14 protein-coding genes are annotated in these 16498 nt (G+C 60.3%); 9 read left to right on the top strand and 5 right to left on the bottom strand.

The features are described from left to right. The first annotated feature begins 97 nt into the window (after positions 1–97). The 7 genes from GVN17_RS15020 to GVN17_RS29815 all read left to right on the top strand — a co-directional run bounded on the left by GVN17_RS15020 (position 98) and on the right by GVN17_RS29815 (position 8551). Positions 98–1855, top strand: a complete 1758-nt coding sequence (locus tag GVN17_RS15020; protein ID WP_166596055.1) for a carbamoyltransferase — start codon at positions 98–100, stop codon at positions 1853–1855. Continuing rightward, a complete protein-coding gene (locus GVN17_RS15015; RefSeq protein ID WP_166596054.1) occupies positions 1839–2969 on the top strand; it encodes a glycosyltransferase in 1131 nt (376 codons plus the stop codon). The genes GVN17_RS15020 and GVN17_RS15015 overlap by 17 nt, the downstream gene beginning before the upstream one ends. Next, positions 2969–3865, top strand: coding sequence for an antimicrobial resistance protein Mig-14 (locus GVN17_RS15010; RefSeq protein ID WP_166596053.1), 897 nt, complete (start codon positions 2969–2971; stop codon positions 3863–3865). The genes GVN17_RS15015 and GVN17_RS15010 overlap by 1 nt, the downstream gene beginning before the upstream one ends. Next, positions 3862–5271, top strand: coding sequence for a PIG-L deacetylase family protein (locus tag GVN17_RS15005; RefSeq protein WP_166596143.1), 1410 nt, complete (start codon positions 3862–3864; stop codon positions 5269–5271). The genes GVN17_RS15010 and GVN17_RS15005 overlap by 4 nt, the downstream gene beginning before the upstream one ends. A gap of 68 nt (positions 5272–5339) precedes the next feature. Continuing rightward, positions 5340–6296, top strand: a complete 957-nt coding sequence (locus tag GVN17_RS15000) for a glycosyltransferase (RefSeq protein ID WP_166596052.1) — start codon at positions 5340–5342, stop codon at positions 6294–6296. A 159-nt stretch (positions 6297–6455) separates the two neighbouring features. Beyond that, positions 6456–7340 (top strand): glycosyltransferase family A protein, encoded by an 885-nt coding sequence (locus GVN17_RS14995; RefSeq protein ID WP_166596051.1) that lies wholly within the window; start codon positions 6456–6458, stop codon positions 7338–7340. After that, entirely contained in the window at positions 7337–8551 is a 1215-nt protein-coding gene (locus tag GVN17_RS29815) for an O-antigen ligase family protein (protein ID WP_166596050.1), read from the top strand. Before GVN17_RS14995 ends, GVN17_RS29815 begins: the two co-directional genes overlap by 4 nt. Before the next feature lie 11 nt (positions 8552–8562). On the opposite strand, the gene GVN17_RS14985 is transcribed toward GVN17_RS29815, so the two are convergent. Beyond that, entirely contained in the window at positions 8563–9222 is a 660-nt protein-coding gene (locus tag GVN17_RS14985) for a toluene tolerance protein (RefSeq protein ID WP_166596049.1), read from the bottom strand. Positions 9223–9328: 106 nt separating this feature from the next. On the opposite strand from GVN17_RS14985, the gene msbA reads away from it, so the two are divergent. Both msbA and hldE read left to right on the top strand, forming a co-directional pair. Beyond that, positions 9329–11131, top strand: a complete 1803-nt coding sequence (gene msbA / locus GVN17_RS14980; protein WP_166596048.1) for a lipid A export permease/ATP-binding protein MsbA — start codon at positions 9329–9331, stop codon at positions 11129–11131. Between the two features lie 317 nt (positions 11132–11448). Then, the gene (gene hldE, locus GVN17_RS14975) at positions 11449–12870 is read left to right on the top strand and encodes a bifunctional D-glycero-beta-D-manno-heptose-7-phosphate kinase/D-glycero-beta-D-manno-heptose 1-phosphate adenylyltransferase HldE (protein ID WP_166596047.1); all 1422 of its coding nucleotides are present in this window, start codon (positions 11449–11451) and stop codon (positions 12868–12870) included. Between the two features lie 183 nt (positions 12871–13053). Here hldE and GVN17_RS14970 read toward each other — a convergent pair whose 3' ends face one another. The 4 genes from GVN17_RS14970 to GVN17_RS14955 form a co-directional block, all read right to left on the bottom strand. Next, on the bottom strand, positions 13054–14025 hold the full coding sequence (locus GVN17_RS14970) for a metal ABC transporter ATPase (protein WP_166596046.1): 972 nt from the start codon (positions 14023–14025) through the stop codon (positions 13054–13056). Between the two features lie 37 nt (positions 14026–14062). Next, entirely contained in the window at positions 14063–14884 is an 822-nt protein-coding gene (locus GVN17_RS14965; RefSeq protein ID WP_166596045.1) for an aldo/keto reductase, read from the bottom strand. Beyond that, complete coding sequence (locus GVN17_RS14960; RefSeq protein WP_166596044.1) at positions 14881–16056, bottom strand: FAD-binding oxidoreductase; 1176 nt, start codon at positions 16054–16056, stop codon at positions 14881–14883. The genes GVN17_RS14965 and GVN17_RS14960 overlap by 4 nt, the downstream gene beginning before the upstream one ends. 76 nt (positions 16057–16132) lie before the next feature. Next, the gene (locus tag GVN17_RS14955) at positions 16133–16465 is read right to left on the bottom strand and encodes a multidrug efflux SMR transporter (protein ID WP_166596043.1); all 333 of its coding nucleotides are present in this window, start codon (positions 16463–16465) and stop codon (positions 16133–16135) included. Positions 16466–16498: the final 33 nt, after the last annotated feature.

The following is a 16498-nucleotide window of genomic DNA, read 5'->3' as shown; positions in this document are numbered from 1 at the left end:
AATCCCGCCCTTTAGCTGCCCGCCGCACCCGCGCCAGGCGCACCTTATTTGTCAGGCGCACGACGCCTGCTTGCAGACTTTAAGAGGCTAGACCCTAGTGGCATTGACGATCCTTGGCCTGTCCGGCGCCCTTAGCCATGATCCTTCCGCAGCCCTTTACATCGACGGCAAGCTGATTGCAGCCGCCGAGGAAGAGCGCTTCGTTCGCGACAAGCACGCAAAGAACCGCATGCCGTACGAGTCTGCGAAGTTCTGTCTTGAGCAGGCTGGTATCAAACCGTCTGATGTCGATGTGGTGGCCATCCCGTTTGCCCCGATCAGCCTGTTCGGCGAAGCGCGTTGGCACTACGCCAAGCGTTACTGGTACGCCCCGGACCGCGCGCTCGACGCCATCCTGATGGGCAACCGTCGCTACAAGCGCTATCGCAACAAGATCGTCTGGTGCCTCGAGCAACTGGGCTTCGACCCGAAAAAAGTCAAGATCGAGCCGGTCGAGCACCACCTGGCTCACGCCTCCAGCGCTTATCACTGCTCCGGTTTCAAAGAGAAAACCGCGATTCTGGGCATCGACGGCAAGGGTGAGTACGCCACGACCTTCTTCGGTTATGGCGAGAACGGCAAGATCCACAAGATCAAGGAGTTCTACGACCCGGACTCCCTCGGTGGCCTGTACGGTGCGATCACTGAGTTCCTCGGCTTCGAAATGCTCGACGGCGAGTTCAAGGTCATGGGCATGGCGCCATACGGCGATGCGTCCAAATACGATTTCTCGCGTCTGGCGAGCTTCGAAAACGGCGAATTGGTGATCAACACCGAATACGCCAACGTCATCGGTCTGCGCCGTTATAAAGAGAAAGGCAAAGGCTTCTATTTCTCGCCGAAGCTGATCGAATGGCTGGGTCCGAAGCGCGAAGGCGACATCGCCGACGAGCCGTACATCCACTACGCGGCCAGCATGCAGGCGCTGTTCGAGAAGCTGGCGCTGCAAATGATGGATCACTACCTGGGCGACATCCTCAAGGAAACCGGCAAGATTGCCTTCGCCGGTGGCTGCGCGCTGAACGTGAAGCTGAACCAGAAGATCATCGCCCGTCCGGAAGTGAAAGAGCTGTTCGTTCAGCCCGCGTCCGGTGACGCCGGTACAGCGGTCGGTGCAGCGGCCTATGTTTCTCACGCCCGTGGTGTGCCGGTCGAGAAGATGGAACACGTCTACCTCGGCCCTTCGTACAGCAACGAAGACGTTATCGCCGCCTGTGCCCGTCACCCGAGCGCGCCTGCATGGCGCAAGCTCGACAACATGCCGGAGCAGATCGCCAAAATCATGGTCGACGGCAACCCTGTCGCCTGGTTCCAGGGACGCATGGAGTTCGGTCCACGTGCGTTGGGCGGTCGTTCGATCATCGGTTGCCCGAGCGTGGCCGGTGTGGCCGACCGCATCAACCACCAGATCAAGTTCCGCGAGCGCTGGAGGCCTTTCTGCCCGTCGATGCTCGACACCGTGGCGCCGCAGATGATCAAGATCGATCACCCTGCGCCGTTCATGACCTTCACCTTCGAAGTCGCCGAAGAGTGGAAGACCCGCGTGCCGGAAGTCGTCCACGAAGACGGTACGTCCCGTGCCCAGGTCCTGAAGCGCGAATACAACCCGCGTTACTACGACATGATGAAGGCGCTGGAAAACCTGACCGGCAACGGCGTGTCGCTGAACACCTCGCTCAACCGTCGCGGCGAACCGATGATCTGCTCGCCAACCGACGCGCTGAACATGTTCTTCGGCTCGGACCTGCAGTACCTGATCATGGAAGACATCCTGGTAGTCAAAGACGGCGCGGACGCTTATGACACGCTCGGCTGAGCGGCATGTGTTGCAGTTCTGCCACGGCTATGACGGGCCGTTCCTCGACTGTGCCCGTCAATACGCCAGCCTGTTCGCGGGCAAGGGATACCGGGTCACTACGGTATTCCTGACGGGCGCTGCCGACCCTGATGTCGCAGCGGGCTGCTCGTCGGATGAAGTCCTGTTCATGGAATACAGCTCCAAGGCCATTCGTGGCCTGAAGCTGGGCGCCATCCGTGACTTGCGCAAAATCGCCGCCTCCCGGGATTTCGCGTTCTGCATTGCCCATCGTTTCAAGCCCATCTACATCGCTTTACTGGCCACGCGCTTGCCGGTGATCGGCGTGCATCACGCTTTTGGCGACTACGAGCGACGCAGCCGAAAACTGTTCGCTCACCTGTTTCGTATGCGTTTGAGCCTGCTCGGCGTGTCCGATGCGGTGCGGGACGATCTGCGCAAGTGTCTGCCGAAATGGCCGACCGGACGTATTCAAACGCTTTATAACCGCATTGACATCGATCAACTCGCCGCAACCCAAGCGTCACGCGAAGAGGCTCGCGAAGCGTTGGGCTTGCCGCAAGGCTCGTGGGTCGTGGGAAACGTCGGTCGTCTTCACCCTGACAAGGATCAGGCCACGCTGCTGCGCGGTTTTGCGCAGGCACTTCCCAACCTGCCTGCTGACAGCCAACTGGTGATTTTGGGCAAGGGGCGTCTTGAGCAGGACCTGAAAGAGCTGGCGATGGAGCTGGGCATCGGTCGGCAGGTCATGCTGCTAGGTCAGGTGCCCCTGGCCAGCCGCTATTTCAAGGCGTTCGATGCGTTTGCCCTCAGTTCCGATCACGAACCCTTCGGCATGGTCCTGCTGGAAGCCATGGTCGCGGGCGTGCCGGTGATTGCCACGGCGGCGGGCGGTGCCAAGGAAGTGGTCGAAAGCGTGGGTATTCTCTTCCCGCTGGGCGACGCCGAGCACCTGGCCCAAGGCCTGGCGCACCTGTCGCGACTGGATGCCGAACAGCGAAATGCCTGTGCCGAGATGATGCTGGATCGTGTGCGTGAACGGTTCTCAGACGACGCCGTTCGCAACGTCTTCTGGCGTTTGCCGCAAGTCACCGACCTGACTGCGGAGTCCTGATGCTCAATCGTTTTCAAGCCTGGCGAGAACGTGGCTGGACACCCATCGACGCGGCTGCGTATCAGGGCGCCTGGGACCGATTTGGCGGCAGTGTCGCCACGCATCCTCTGGTGGTTGAGCGATTGGCCGGGTTGGCTGACATCCCCGTGCGTTATCTGGGCTGGTCGCAAGGCGGTGAGTTGAAGGCCGCGATCCCGACGTGGGGGCGTTCGCTGGCGCTGTCCAAAGACGTGCTGAAAAGCCGCGGCAAAAAAGGCCTGTTCGATCTGGGCAATGCTGAGCTGATTTTGCCCGCCGCTGCCGATACCCAAGCCCCGTTGCGTCATCGCGGCCGTTATCTCTCGGAGCTGAATCAGGGGCGTTTTGCCGAACTCCTGCCGCAGACCGAGTCTTTGGCGATGGCCCGCGCACCCGAAGACCTCTCCAAGAAGTTTCGCTACAACCAGCGCCGCGAGCTGCGTCTGCTGGAAGAGGCGGGCGGTGTGGTGCGTCCTATCACCGACTTCAACAGCGCCGACATTGCCCGCATGTACTGCGATCTGTTTCAGCGCCGGTGGGGGTTCGCTGCCACGGGCGCCGAGCGCATGGCCGAGGTGGTCGAGCTGCTGCGCGATCTGCTGATCGGCTCGGTGATCTTTCTGAATGACGCGCCCATTGCCATTCAACTGATCTACCGCGTCGAAGCGCCGGAGTGGATCAGCATCGAATACGTCAACGGCGGCGTTGACCCCGAAACCCGCGATTTCAGCCCAGGCAGTGTGTTGAGCTTTCTCAACACCCAAAGCGCCTGGGAAGACGCACGGGCGCGGGGCAAGGCCTTGCGTTTCTCGTTTGGTCGCGCCGATCGTGAGTATAAGGATCGTTGGTGCAACCCCGTTCCGGTATTTCAACGTTGAGCCGCAAACAGGCATTGCTCAAGCGCCACCGCCGCAACAAGCGTGTGGCGCTGCTGGTGGCATTGGCGATTCTGGTGCTGTTCGGTGTACTCGTCGCCTGGTGGCTGCCACCGGTGTTGGCGCTACTGGGGTGGGTCGCTCATGAGGCCTGGTTTTCCGATCATCTGTTCTACGCGCCGAGCGACGATTACCAGTATCGGCTGCCCGCGCAGAACGAGGTGGCAGGGGTCTGCGTGCAGGGTGATCGGTTGCTGGTCGATCAACTGCCCCCGCTGAGCGGCGATGAAACCCTGATTCTGGCGTTGCGCATCAAGAGCTCATGGCTGGGGCGCTTCTTCGACCCATCGGTTGAGTTGATCGGCGGCGATCTGCACGACAGTCAAGCTTTCGAGCGGGGTGTGAAGGGGCTTCGCTATCTGAATCTCACGGGGCTCAGCGCGGCGCTCACCGCCAACGAACTGCGTATTCGCGGGCGCCGCTGCAGCATTCAGGGCGAGCCCCGGTTGTGGTCGTTTGCCCATCCCGACGCCCGCCGCCAGCGTGTGATGGTCATCGCGCCCCACGCCGATGACGCCGAACTGGCGGCATTTGGTCTGTACAGCCAGGCTGAAGAAAGCTGGATCGTCACACTCACCGCGGGTGAAATCGAGGCCGAACACTATCAGGAGATGGGCATGGCTCCGGCCGAAGCGGCGCGGACCAAGGGCCGGCTGCGTGCGTGGGACAGCATCACCGTCCCGCGCTGGGCTGGAGTGCCCGAATCCCGCTGCGTTCAGCTGGGCTACTTCTGCCTTCAATTGCCTGCGATGCAGGCGGCCCCCGATCAGCCGATCGCCTCCCGGGAAGCGGATCTGTGCGATACCCGACTGTTCAGGCAGTTCAATACGCTGACGTTGCCGGGCGATGCCGATGGCGCACCGACGTGGAATAACCTGATTGCCGATCTGCGCGCGCTGCTGTTGGAGGCCAGGCCTGAAGTGTTGGTCATGCCTCACGCCACCATCGACCCGCATCCAGACCACATCTGTTCGCAGGCGGCGGTGCTGGAAGCGTTGCAAGGACTGGCCTGGCAACCGAGCGTGATACTCGGTTACGCGAATCATCTTCATGACAACGATCGTTGGCCGATGGGCGATGTCTATAGCGGGGTCGCCTTGCCGCCGGTGTTCGATCCTGCGCAGGAATTGGTGCCTTACAGTATCGAGCTGGATAACGAACGGCAGCGAGACAAGGCCATGGCCTTGGGTATGATGCATGACCTGCAGCCGCCGGCGCCGCTCAAACGTCGCATTCGGCGCTGGTTGCAGAAAAAGCTGGCCGGTCGCCACTGGCCGGCGGAAGGCGAAAACGAATTTTTCAGAAAGGCCGTGCGCCGGCACGAACTGTTCTGGCGCAAGGAAATCTGATTGCCCTCTGCCCCGAAACGGGGATTGAGCGGCCGGGCGGGTAGTGATCTGGTTTTAAAAGGAAGCCCATGAAGGTTTTGTTTCTGGTCCAGAAAGAGCAACGTGCCATTCTGGATCGTCTTTACGAAGGCGTCGCAGCCCATTGCGAGTGTGACCTGCGTTGGCTGACCTCTGACGAGCAGCGCAACCTGCGCCGCTATTTCCGCCAGCATGTGGACGTCAAGAAATACGACCGTATCGTGTTCTTCCTGCGGTTCAAGCAGGAAATCCGTCAGGCGGGCTTCATCCGTACGGTCCCCAATCTGGTGATCCTTGAACACGATGCCTATCAGAACTACATCCCTTGCAAGTACACCGGCAAGTTCAGCGCGCATTACCGCAAGCTGCCGTGGGTGCGCGTTCTCAGTTCCGGTTTCGTGGTCAGCGAGCGCCTGAGAGAAGAAGGTTTTGACGCGGTGTTCGTGCCCAAGGGCTACGATCAGACGTTGCTCAGCGACCAAGGCCGTGAGCGGGACATCGAACTGGCATTCGTCGGCAGCACCAATAGCGTCGCCTACAGCGGTCGCAAGGCATTGCTCGACGAGCTTGGCCAGGTCGAGAAACTGGTGGTGACCCGCACCAAGTCCGGCCAGGAATACGGCGACACCCTGAACCGCATCCGTTTCTTCGTGAGTGCAGACGTCGGCATGGGCGAATTCATGATCAAGAATTTCGAGGCAATGGCCTGTGGTTGTGTGCTGTTTGCCTATGATCAAGGCGACGCCGAGAGCCGTGCGCTGGGCCTGCAAGACATGCACAACGTGGTGTTTTACAGCGACATACCCCAATTACAGAAAAAGCTCGCGATCCTGCGGGATGATCCGAGTCTTGCTGCGCGTATTGCGGTCAACGGGCGCGATCTGGCAGTGTCTCAGTTTGGATTCGGGGCGATTGGCGCACGCATCGTGCGTGAGCTTGAGCCGGCATTGCGCGAGCAGGCGCCAGTGAGCGGTGTCGAGAGGCTGCGGGCAGCATTAGGGATTTGATTTGAACGGTTCATGCGCTGAATATAATGATATTAATTTGAAACCAGATAATCTCCGCATGCCATTTTTCACACTGTCAGGTTGCCAGGACATCCGTCGTCAGCCTTCAGAAATGTGGCCATTGAAGGCGCAGCCAGAAGCCAAGGATCGAGTGCGGGTATGAAATGGCCATTAGTCTCGATTTTAGTGCCGTGTTTCAACCATGAGCGTTACATCGAGGAGTCCCTGCTTAGCGTGCTGGAGCAGGACTACGACAATTTTGAGCTGATCGTCGTCAACGACGGCTCCACCGACGCCAGCGCGGAGAAAATCGAAGCGCTGCGCAAGGTTCATGATTTTCAGTTCTATCAGCAGGACAACCAGGGCGTCAGCGCCGCGCTCAACAACGCCTTGAGCCACGCCCGTGGCGATCTGGTGGTGACCCACGATTCCGATGACGTGATGCTGGCCGGACGAATTCGCCGCCAGGTCAGCTACATGCAAGAGCACCCGGAAGTCGGGTTGCTCGGTGCGAAGGTCATCTACATCGACTCCGTTGGCAATCCCCTCAAGCACAAGGTGGCCAGCCATGCGCCGGTCCAGCGCTGGAGCTTCGACGAGCTGTTGGCCGATGCCTATGCCGTCGGCGGCCCGGTCGCCATGTACCGGCGCGAAGCCATCGACAACGTGGGCGGCTATGACCCCACAATCAAGGTCCAGGATTTCCAGATGACCCTGCGCATCGCCAAGGCGGGCTATCAGGTGCATATTTTGCCGGACCGAGTCACGCTGTATCGACGCCACGACACCAACATCTCCAAGACGGCGTATAAGAGTCAGCTGATCTATGACCTGAAAGTGATCGAGGCCTACCAGGACAATCCTGCCTATGAAGCGGGCCGTCTGGCGATCATCAACAAGGCGTTGAAAGAGTCGGTCGTGGCGGACAAACCGTTCGCTCGCAGCCTGTTCGCCAGTGTGCCCGTGCACCGCTGGAACCGCGTGACATGGAAGCGGTTCCGACACTTCGTTTTCAAATACCGTAAGCCCAAGGGTGCACAGTGAGTCAGTCCCTACAGAATCAGCCATGGGTTAGCCGCGTTTTCACACAGGGTAGTGAGCAGCTTCGTACGGTCAGCGCGCATCTTGGCTTGGCCGGTGTGGTACTGGCCTTCGGTTTGTTCTGGAGTGTCGCGGGTGTTCTGCTGACACCCACGATGAAGTTCTACAGTTGGCTGCTGACCGCGTTCGTTTACCTACCCTGTCTCTACCTTATCGCCCGGTATTTCGGCGAGTTTCGCCACACGGTGCTCAACCGTCGCGAGCTCTGGCTGTTTCTGCTGTTGTTCATCTGGTCGCTGATTTCACTCGCGTGGAGTGACGGGGCGGAGCGCTACTTGACCATCATCAAGCGCGAACTGTTCTTTCTCATGCTGATTCTGGGCTGGATCGTCTGGGGGCGGACGTTCAATCGACCCCTGCAAAGCATGCTGATTCTGTGGGGTGGGCTGGGGGGGCTGTATTCTCTGGCTGCGCTGATCGCCTACCCGATTCGTGGCATCGACCGGATGTACGGCTTCGGCGGTTTCATGGACAACCCCAATCCTGCGGGTTACACCATCGCCGCACTGGTGGTGCTCAGCTGTACGTGGTGGCCGCAAAAAACCAGTGGGCGTGTTCTATGGGCGCTGCTTCAGGCGTGTTCGGTCGCCTTCGTCATCCTGACCGGCAGCCGGGGCTCGATTGTTTCGCTGATGGCCGTGGCCGCCGTGGTCGTGTTGCTGGGTGGCGGGCGGTTCTATCGAACTCTCGCGATTCTGGCGCTGGTCGCCGCCGTCGCCCTGGCCATTTTTGAACCGTCGATCCTGCAGCGGGGCGATTCCGAGCGCACGGTGCTGATCAAGGGGGCCATCGACTTGATTCACCAGCGACCTTGGCTGGGCATTGGTCTGAGCAGTGATTACGAAGTCTCGGCCGGCGGTGTCATTTTCGGCCATTGTCACAACCTGATGCTCGACACGGCCGTGCAGTACGGCATTCCGTTTACGGCGCTGTGGATCGTCTTGTGGCTGTGGTTGGGCCTGCGTGCCTGGCGTCACCGCAACGAGGCGTTGGGCATGGCCATCCTGATGATCTGGGTATTCGCCACCGTCGCCGTGCAGTTTGACGTGTTCACCGTGTTTGGCCGGGCGCGCGCCATGTGGATGGTGGTGTGGATGCCGTTCGTGCTGTCGCTGTGCCTCGGTAAATCCGAGAAAAAGGCCGCGCTCAGCTAGCCATTCCCACGTTACGCCTTCGCCAACGCCAGGTGCTCGCTGAGCAGTTGGCGTTTCCACTGATGCGCACTGTGCTCGATGTAACTCTCGAAGAACAGATCCCCATCCTGCTGAAGCAGCCACGCATGGTCGCTCTTGTAGCGACGCATGTGCTGGAAATTGCGCAGGCACAGGTTTTTGCGCAGCGGACGACGCAGGGTCTTCATGTCGGCGATGTCGATCAGCCCCAGTTCGTTTTCCGGGGTCATTACCACGTTGCCCAAGTGCAGCGAACGAAAGTAGATGCCCTGATTGTGCAATTCAGCCACGAAACGACCGAATGTGCGCAGCAGCGTGGCGTCCTGAAAATGCGCGGGGTCGGCGATCAGTTGACGCAGGGTCAGCCCCGGCAGCGGCTGGTAATGCACCACGTCGCGCGCAATATCCGCCACCCGGTAGGTGTCGAGCACGTCCGGGCACGGAATGCCGCGTTTGCGAAGGGTCAGCGCGTTTTTGGCGAAACGCTTGGCGTAGGGAAAGAACGCTGCGGAGGAGATCAGGCGTTTGCGCCGGAACAGCTTCATGAAGTTGCCGTCGGTGAGGCGGAGCACCTTGTCTCCGAAGAAGTCGGCTTCAATGACTTCGGCATCTCTGCGTAAGGCTTGGTAGTCAGAGTAGGCGAGTGCGCGCATGCGGGCTCCTTCGAAAATGGCCGCCATCATACCCCAGCCTGCCGCCTGAGGCCCAACCCCCCGCCCATGTGTTAGTATTCCGGCTCTTTTTATCGTATCGATGACTATGAGCACGCCAGAGAACCGCGAATCCTCAAGCCTGAAAATCTATCTCCGACTGCTGACCTACGTGAAGCCTTACGTGGGCGTCTTCCTGCTCAGCATCGTCGGTTTCGTCATTTTCGCCTCGACCCAGCCCATGCTGGCCGGCATTCTCAAATATTTCGTCGATGGACTGACCAATCCCGAAGCGGCGCTGTTTCCCGACACGCCATACCTCAAGGACCTGCAATTGCTGCAGGCTGTGCCGTTGCTGATCGTCTTGATCGCGGCGTGGCAGGGCTTGGGGTCGTATCTGGGCAACTATTTCCTGGCCAAGGTCTCGCTGGGCCTGGTCCACGACCTGCGGGTCGAGTTGTTCAACAAACTGCTGGTCCTGCCCAATCGCTATTTCGACACCCACAATACCGGGCACCTGATTTCACGCATTACTTTCAACGTGACCATGGTCACCGGTGCGGCGACCGACGCGATCAAAGTGGTGATCCGCGAAGGCCTGACCATCGTGTTCCTGTTCTTCTATCTGGTGTGGATGAACTGGAAACTGACGATTGTCATGCTGGCGATCCTGCCGTTGATCGCCGTGATGGTCGGCAGCTCCAGCAAGAAATTCCGTAAGCAGAGCAAGAAAATCCAGGTGGCGATGGGGGATGTGACCCACGTCGCTTCCGAGACCATTCAGGGCTATCGCGTCGTTCGCAGCTTTGGCGGCGAGGCGTATGAAGAAGAGCGTTTCGCCAAGGCCTCCACCAGCAACACCGACAAACAGCTGCGCATGACCAAGACGGGGTCGATCTACACCCCGATGCTGCAACTGGTGATCTACACCGCCATGGCCGTGCTGATGTTTCTGGTGCTGTGGCTGCGTGGCGATGCGACGGCGGGCGATCTGGTGGCCTACATCACGGCGGCAGGCTTGCTGCCCAAGCCGATTCGTCAGCTTTCCGAAGTCAGCTCGACGATCCAGAAAGGTGTTGCGGGCGCGGAAAGCATTTTCGAACAGCTCGATGAAGAGCCGGAAGTGGACACCGGAACGGTGGAGCTGGATCGGGTGCAGGGGCATCTGGAAATCCGCAATTTAAGCTTCACCTACCCCGAGACCGAGCGTCAGGTTTTGCACGACATCAGCTTCTCGGCAGCGCCGGGGCAGATGATTGCGTTGGTCGGCCGCTCGGGCAGTGGCAAATCGACGCTTGCGAACTTGATTCCGCGTTTTTATCACCACACTTCGGGCGAGATCCTGCTCGATGGCGTCGAGATCGAGAACTATCGCTTGCGTAACCTTCGCAAGCATGTGGCTCAGGTGAATCAGAACGTAACCCTGTTCAACGACAGCGTTGCCAATAACATCGCCTACGGTGATCTGGCCGATGCGCCGCGTGCCGACATCGAAGCCGCTGCAGCGGACGCCTATGCCAGGGAGTTTGTCGATCAGCTCCCCGAAGGGTTTGATACGCAGGTGGGTGAAAACGGTGTACTGCTGTCGGGTGGCCAACGTCAGCGTCTGGCCATTGCGCGCGCCTTGTTGAAAAACGCTCCGCTGCTGATTCTCGACGAAGCGACCTCGGCGCTGGACACCGAGTCCGAGCGGCACATTCAGGCCGCGCTGGACCACGTGATGAAAGGCCGTACCACGCTGGTCATCGCGCATCGGCTGTCCACCATTGAGCGGGCCGATCTGATTCTGGTCATGGATCAGGGCCGTATCGTCGAGCGTGGCACCCATGCACAACTGCTTGTGCAGAACGGCTACTACGCCCGCCTGCACGCCATGGGTCTGGACGAGCCTGCGCCGGTCGGTGCGGTGTAAACGACTGTCCTTAATTTTGCGTGGCCAGCCGTCATCGCGAGCAAGCTCGCTCCTACAACGAACCGTGTTGTCCCGACATGTCGGGGCGACCTTCGACCCTGTAGGAGTGAGCTTGCTCGCGATAGCGCCAGACCAGATACGCAAATACCGAATGACACAACCCAGTTCGCGGGCAAGCGCGCTCCTACATGGCGTTGTGTCGTTCCTACACCCGTGATCGGCACTGACTGTCACACCGAGTTTCCCTTCCTGCCTCAAGCCATTGAAACCCTGTGCTAAGATTCCGCCCCTGTTCATTCTTAGTTACGGGTTGTTCGATGAAGTTGTCCATGCCGCGTTTCGATCAGGCACCAGTTCTGGTAGTGGGCGATGTCATGCTCGACCGCTACTGGCATGGCGGTACCTCAAGGATTTCACCTGAGGCCCCGGTGCCAGTGGTCAAGGTCGATCAGATCGAAGACCGTCCCGGCGGCGCCGCCAACGTGGCGTTGAACATCGCCGCACTGGGGGCCAAAGCCTCGCTCGTTGGCGTGACTGGCCAGGACGAAGCCGCTGAAAGCTTGAGCAACAGCCTCAAGGCCGCAGGCGTGACTGCACGTTTCCAGCAGATCGCTCATCAGCCAACCATCGTCAAACTGCGCGTCATGAGCCGCCATCAGCAACTGCTGCGCATCGATTTCGAAGAACCGTTCGCCACCGACGCGCTCGCTTTGAGCGATGAAGTCGATTCCCTGCTTGAGGGCGTCAAGGTGCTGGTCCTGTCCGACTACGGCAAAGGCGCGCTAAAAAACCATCAAGTGCTGATCAAGGCCGCTCGCGACCGGGGCATTCCTGTGCTGGCGGACCCGAAAGGCAAGGATTTCGCGATCTACCGTGGCGCGAGTGTCATCACCCCGAACCTCAGCGAATTCGAAGCCATCGTCGGCCATTGTGTCGATGAGGCCGAATTGGTCGCGAAGGGCGCGCAACTGATGTCCGAGCTTGAGTTGGGTGCGTTGCTGGTCACCCGTGGCGAGCACGGCATGACCCTGTTGCGTCCCGATCAGCAGGCGTTGCACCTGCCTGCCCGAGCCCGCGAAGTGTTCGACGTGACAGGCGCAGGCGACACCGTGATTTCCACGCTGGCAGCGGCCATCGCGGCCGGTGAGGAATTGCCCCATGCGGTAGCGCTGGCCAACCTGGCCGCCGGTATCGTGGTCGGCAAACTGGGTACGGCGGCCATCAGCGCACCTGAACTGCGCCGCGCCATTCAGCGCGCCGAGGGATCCGAGCGTGGCGTGCTGAGCCTTGACCAACTGCTGTTGGCCATCGACGACGCCCGTGCCCACGACGAGACGATCGTGTTCACCAACGGTTGTTTCGACATTCTCCATGCGGGCCACGTAACCTACCTGGAGCAGGCTCGCGCCCAAGGCGATCGTTTGATCGTGGCGGTTAACGACGACGCATCAGTCAGCCGCCTTAAAGGCCCTGGACGCCCAATCAATAGCGTCGACCGTCGCATGGCGGTGCTGGCTGGTCTGGGGGCCGTGGACTGGGTCATCAGCTTCCCGGAAGGCACGCCCGAAAACCTGCTGACCCACGTCAAGCCGGACGTGCTGGTCAAAGGCGGGGATTACAGCGTGGATCAGGTCGTCGGTGCGTCGATTGTGCAGGCGTATGGCGGGGAGGTTCGGGTGCTGGGGCTGGTCGAGAACAGCTCGACCACGGCGATTGTCGAGAAGATTCGCGGGCAGTAGTTCAGTCGTCATCTATGCGTCGGCATTCGAAGCTCTGAAGGCGGACGCTTCTAACTGTGGGAGCGAATTTATTCGCGAACAATCGACCAGGCGACGCGTATGTGTTGAACGTCCTGGCCCTTCGTGAATAACTTCGCTCCCACAGGTTTTTGCTAACTCCAATAAGAATGCGGCGTCCTGGACCTATGACTTATGCAGCTTCTGCCGCGCAATGCGCAGCAGCTGCTTCGCCCCCACTTTCAACCGGCGCTTGATCCCGGTCTTCTTCGCTTTCGGCGGCACCATCCCTTGCTGCAACAGCCAGTCCTTCCAGCGAATCCGCTCTTCACGCACCACCCAGCCTTCCTGCGCCGCGAAGCTTTCGGCCAGGTACAGCCCCCGGGTTCCCGCAGGCGTGAGCTTGTCGTTCTTGAGCGTATACAACTCTGGCAGCGGCGAGCCGTTCTCCAGCGGCATCAGGTACAGATCGGGTTTGCTGCGATTGAGCCGGGCAACGAGTTGATCGTTTTCCAGCGCCTCATCGACGTGAAACAGGCTCAGCGGACGGGCCTCTTTCGGCACTTCCAGGCGCATGTCGTAGATCAACTGCAACGAGGCCGTCGGCAGATGAACATAAGCGCGAGGGCGTTCGATCAGCGTCATGGCGCCACAGCGCACCGGACGGGCAGCGCCAGACAGAGGGCTCAGGCGAAAGGGCATGGCCTCGCGATAATGCAGCGCAGCCGCGTAAGGCGCGGGCAGCCAGGTATCGTTGAAACGCCCGCCCAGCCAGCCTTGCGGGGTTTCGATCAGGCATTCTTCGGCCACTTCCTGAATCGCCGTGTGCAATGGAAGATTCAGCTCATGGGCCGGGACGTAACCGGAAATCAGCTTCAGTACCACGTCGCCCCGGTCCTGACGGCGTTGGCGCACCAGCACCCAATAGTCCCGATTCTGCCAATTCAGCGTCAGCCGTACCGAGACACCGAGGTTCGCCAGTTCAGTCGAAAACCGCTCGCTGTCCTCTACCTCGATCTTGCGACGGCGTTGCAGGGTCTGGGAGAAATTGAGCGGCATCCCGACGCTCTGGTAACTCAGGCTTTCGGGGGTGGCTTCGACGAACAGGGGCAGGGTCTTGAAGTTACTGGGGTTCTTTCTTATCAGGGTTCGCGGCATATCGGCTCCTTCTTGCGTTGGGGTCGGCCGCCTGTCATCAGGAGCGACTAAGAAGCGGGTTATGTAGCACGGCAGCAGCAGTGGTCACGTTGTGGGACAGGTGCAGTGGATTGATCGTTCCGACGATAGCACCGGTGACGCCAGGATGCTGGAAGAGCAATTCGAAACTGGCCTGCACCGGATCGACGCCGGGACTCAGACAGACGTGCCCGCTGGCCAGCGCCTTTTTGATCAGGATGCCTTTACCGTGGACAGCAGCGTAGTCCAGCACAGGCTTTTCGCCCTGTTCATTGAGGTTGTACGTGACCATGGCGCAGTCGCCTTCCTGCAAAGCCAGCAACCCACCCTCGACAGTTTTGCCGGAAAAGCCGTAGCCGCGAATCTTGCCTTCGCGCTTCAGTTCAGCCAGCGTTTGATACACGTCGCATTCGTTAAGAACGTGCAGATCGTTGCCATCGGAGTGCACCAGCACTAAGTCGATGAAGTCGGTTTCCAGACGCTTGAGGCTGCGCTCCACTGACATCCGCGTGTGCGCGGCGCTGAAGTCATGACTCGATTGACCCGCTTCGAACTCTTCCCCCACCTTGCTGACAATCACCCAATCCTGACGCTGGCCGCGCAACAATGGGCCGAGGCGCTCTTCGCTCCGGCCATACGCCGGAGCGGTGTCGATCAGGTTGATGCCCAAGTCCCGTGCCAGCTTGAGCAGCATGCGCGCTTCGTCGTCGTCGGGAATGGTGAAACCGTTCGGGTATTTCACGCCCTGATCACGACCCAGCTTGACCGTGCCCAAGCCGATGGGAGACACGTCGATGCCGAGGCCGCCCAGTGGTCGATGCAGATCGTGCAGGGTCTTCATGGCAGCAGCTCATCCCACGCCGGTACGGCCAGTGGCGGTTTGGGCAGATTCGGATACGGCGGCTGTGGGATCGGGTGAATGTCATCACGGGAGAGCGAAGCCAGCACGCGGTCAGCGAAATCAGGCGCGAGGGCGAGTTTGGTCGGCCAGCCCACCATCAGACGGCCCTGCACGTCGAGAAACGCATTGTCGGGGCGGACCAGTCCGGTCTGCTGAGGCTCGGCGCGGTCTACCCGCAACGTGGCGAATTGCGCCTGGCTCAGATCGACCCACGGCAGTAATTGCGCGAGCTCTTTCTTGGCAAAAGCAATCTGCTCGGCCGGTTCGCGAGCCACGCCATCGGCTTCGGAGATGTCCCCGCCCAGGTACCAGACCCACTCACCATTGGCAGCCGGGTGCGTGGTCACGGTGATGCGCGGTTTCGGTCCGCCGCCCAGGCAATGGGCGTACAGCGGCTTGAGTGTCGGGCCTTTGACCATGACCATGTGCAGCGGGCGCCGTTGCATGGCCGGTTGGTTGACGTTCAGTGCCTTGAGCAGATCGGCCGTGCCGCCGCCTGCGCTGAGCACCACGCGCTGGGCATGAATATCACGGTCGTCGACCCGCAAGCCCACCAGTTCGCCTTCGTGCAGCAGCGGCTCGATTTTTTCGCCTGCCAGCAGGCTGTCTCCGGCGAGTTCAGCGAGTTTCTGCACCAGGCTCGGCACGTCGATCACCAGCTCGGCCAAGCGATAGACCTTGCCCTTGAAGCGCGGGTCTTGCAGAGCGGGAGGCAGATCGTTGCCCTTCACCTGATCCACACGACCGCGCACGGCCTTGCTGGCGAAAAAACTGGTGAGATTGCCGGCGATGGTGCCTGGCGACCAGAGGTAGTGGGCTTCGGAGAGCAACCGAACCCCCGACAGATTCAGTTCACCCTTGCCGTCCAGCGCCTCGCGCCAGCGGCGGGGCATGTCGGCGATGGCCTCGGAGGCACCGGACAGCGCACCGTGCAGCGCGTACTTGGCGCCGCCGTGAATGATCCCTTGCGACTTGAACGTCTGCCCGCCACCGAGGCTGGCGTTCTCCACCACCACTGTCGAAAACCCCTGGCGACGCAGCCGCGCATTGAGCCAGAGACCGGCAACGCCCGCGCCGACAATCAGGACGTCAGTGGAGATAGCAGATGGCATGGAGACCTCAGGTGACGAAACGAATCGCGCCATTATAAGGGAAGCAGCTTCTCCATCACCCGCTTTTCATGCCCTCTTAATGGCCAGCCGTTTTGGAGAACAGCTGAATCACCACCACGCCCGCCACGATCATGGCCATGCCGCCGATGGCAGGGAGGTCGAGTTTCTGACCGTAGATGATCAGCGCCGCAATACTCACCATGACGATGCCCATTCCGGCCCAGACCGCGTAGGCAACGCCCACCGGAATCGTGCGCACCACCAGGGTCAGCATCCAGAACGCCACGGCGTAACCGACGATCACCAACAGCAGCGGCAGCGGGGTGCTCAGGCCTTTGACGGCTTTCATGGAAACAGTGCCGATCACTTCGGCGCAGATGGCGATGGCGAGCAGGTAGTAGGCGGACATGGCGATAACCCTCAGGGCAGATGCATTCTTCAA

The sequence above is a fragment of the Pseudomonas sp. SLFW genome (assembly GCF_009905615.1).
Taxonomy (GTDB): Bacteria; Pseudomonadota; Gammaproteobacteria; order Pseudomonadales; family Pseudomonadaceae; genus Aquipseudomonas; species Aquipseudomonas bambusae.
Note: the sequence above shows the minus strand (reverse complement) of the source record. Positions and strands in the feature narration are given on the sequence as shown.

What these genes read in the sequence shown, in the direction of transcription:
- GVN17_RS14985 (WP_166596049.1), bottom strand. Translation starts at nt 9,222, where the DNA reads ATGCGCGCACTCGCCTACTCTGACTACCAAGCCTTACGCAGAGATGCC.
- GVN17_RS15000 (WP_166596052.1), top strand. Translation starts at nt 5,340, where the DNA reads ATGAAGGTTTTGTTTCTGGTCCAGAAAGAGCAACGTGCCATTCTGGAT.
- GVN17_RS14960 (WP_166596044.1), bottom strand. Translation starts at nt 16,056, where the DNA reads ATGCCATCTGCTATCTCCACTGACGTCCTGATTGTCGGCGCGGGCGTT.
- GVN17_RS15015 (WP_166596054.1), top strand. Translation starts at nt 1,839, where the DNA reads ATGACACGCTCGGCTGAGCGGCATGTGTTGCAGTTCTGCCACGGCTAT.
- GVN17_RS15010 (WP_166596053.1), top strand. Translation starts at nt 2,969, where the DNA reads ATGCTCAATCGTTTTCAAGCCTGGCGAGAACGTGGCTGGACACCCATC.
- GVN17_RS14955 (WP_166596043.1), bottom strand. Translation starts at nt 16,465, where the DNA reads ATGTCCGCCTACTACCTGCTCGCCATCGCCATCTGCGCCGAAGTGATC.
- hldE (WP_166596047.1), top strand. Translation starts at nt 11,449, where the DNA reads ATGAAGTTGTCCATGCCGCGTTTCGATCAGGCACCAGTTCTGGTAGTG.
- msbA (WP_166596048.1), top strand. Translation starts at nt 9,329, where the DNA reads ATGAGCACGCCAGAGAACCGCGAATCCTCAAGCCTGAAAATCTATCTC.
- GVN17_RS14995 (WP_166596051.1), top strand. Translation starts at nt 6,456, where the DNA reads ATGAAATGGCCATTAGTCTCGATTTTAGTGCCGTGTTTCAACCATGAG.
- GVN17_RS14970 (WP_166596046.1), bottom strand. Translation starts at nt 14,025, where the DNA reads ATGCCGCGAACCCTGATAAGAAAGAACCCCAGTAACTTCAAGACCCTG.
- GVN17_RS14965 (WP_166596045.1), bottom strand. Translation starts at nt 14,884, where the DNA reads ATGAAGACCCTGCACGATCTGCATCGACCACTGGGCGGCCTCGGCATC.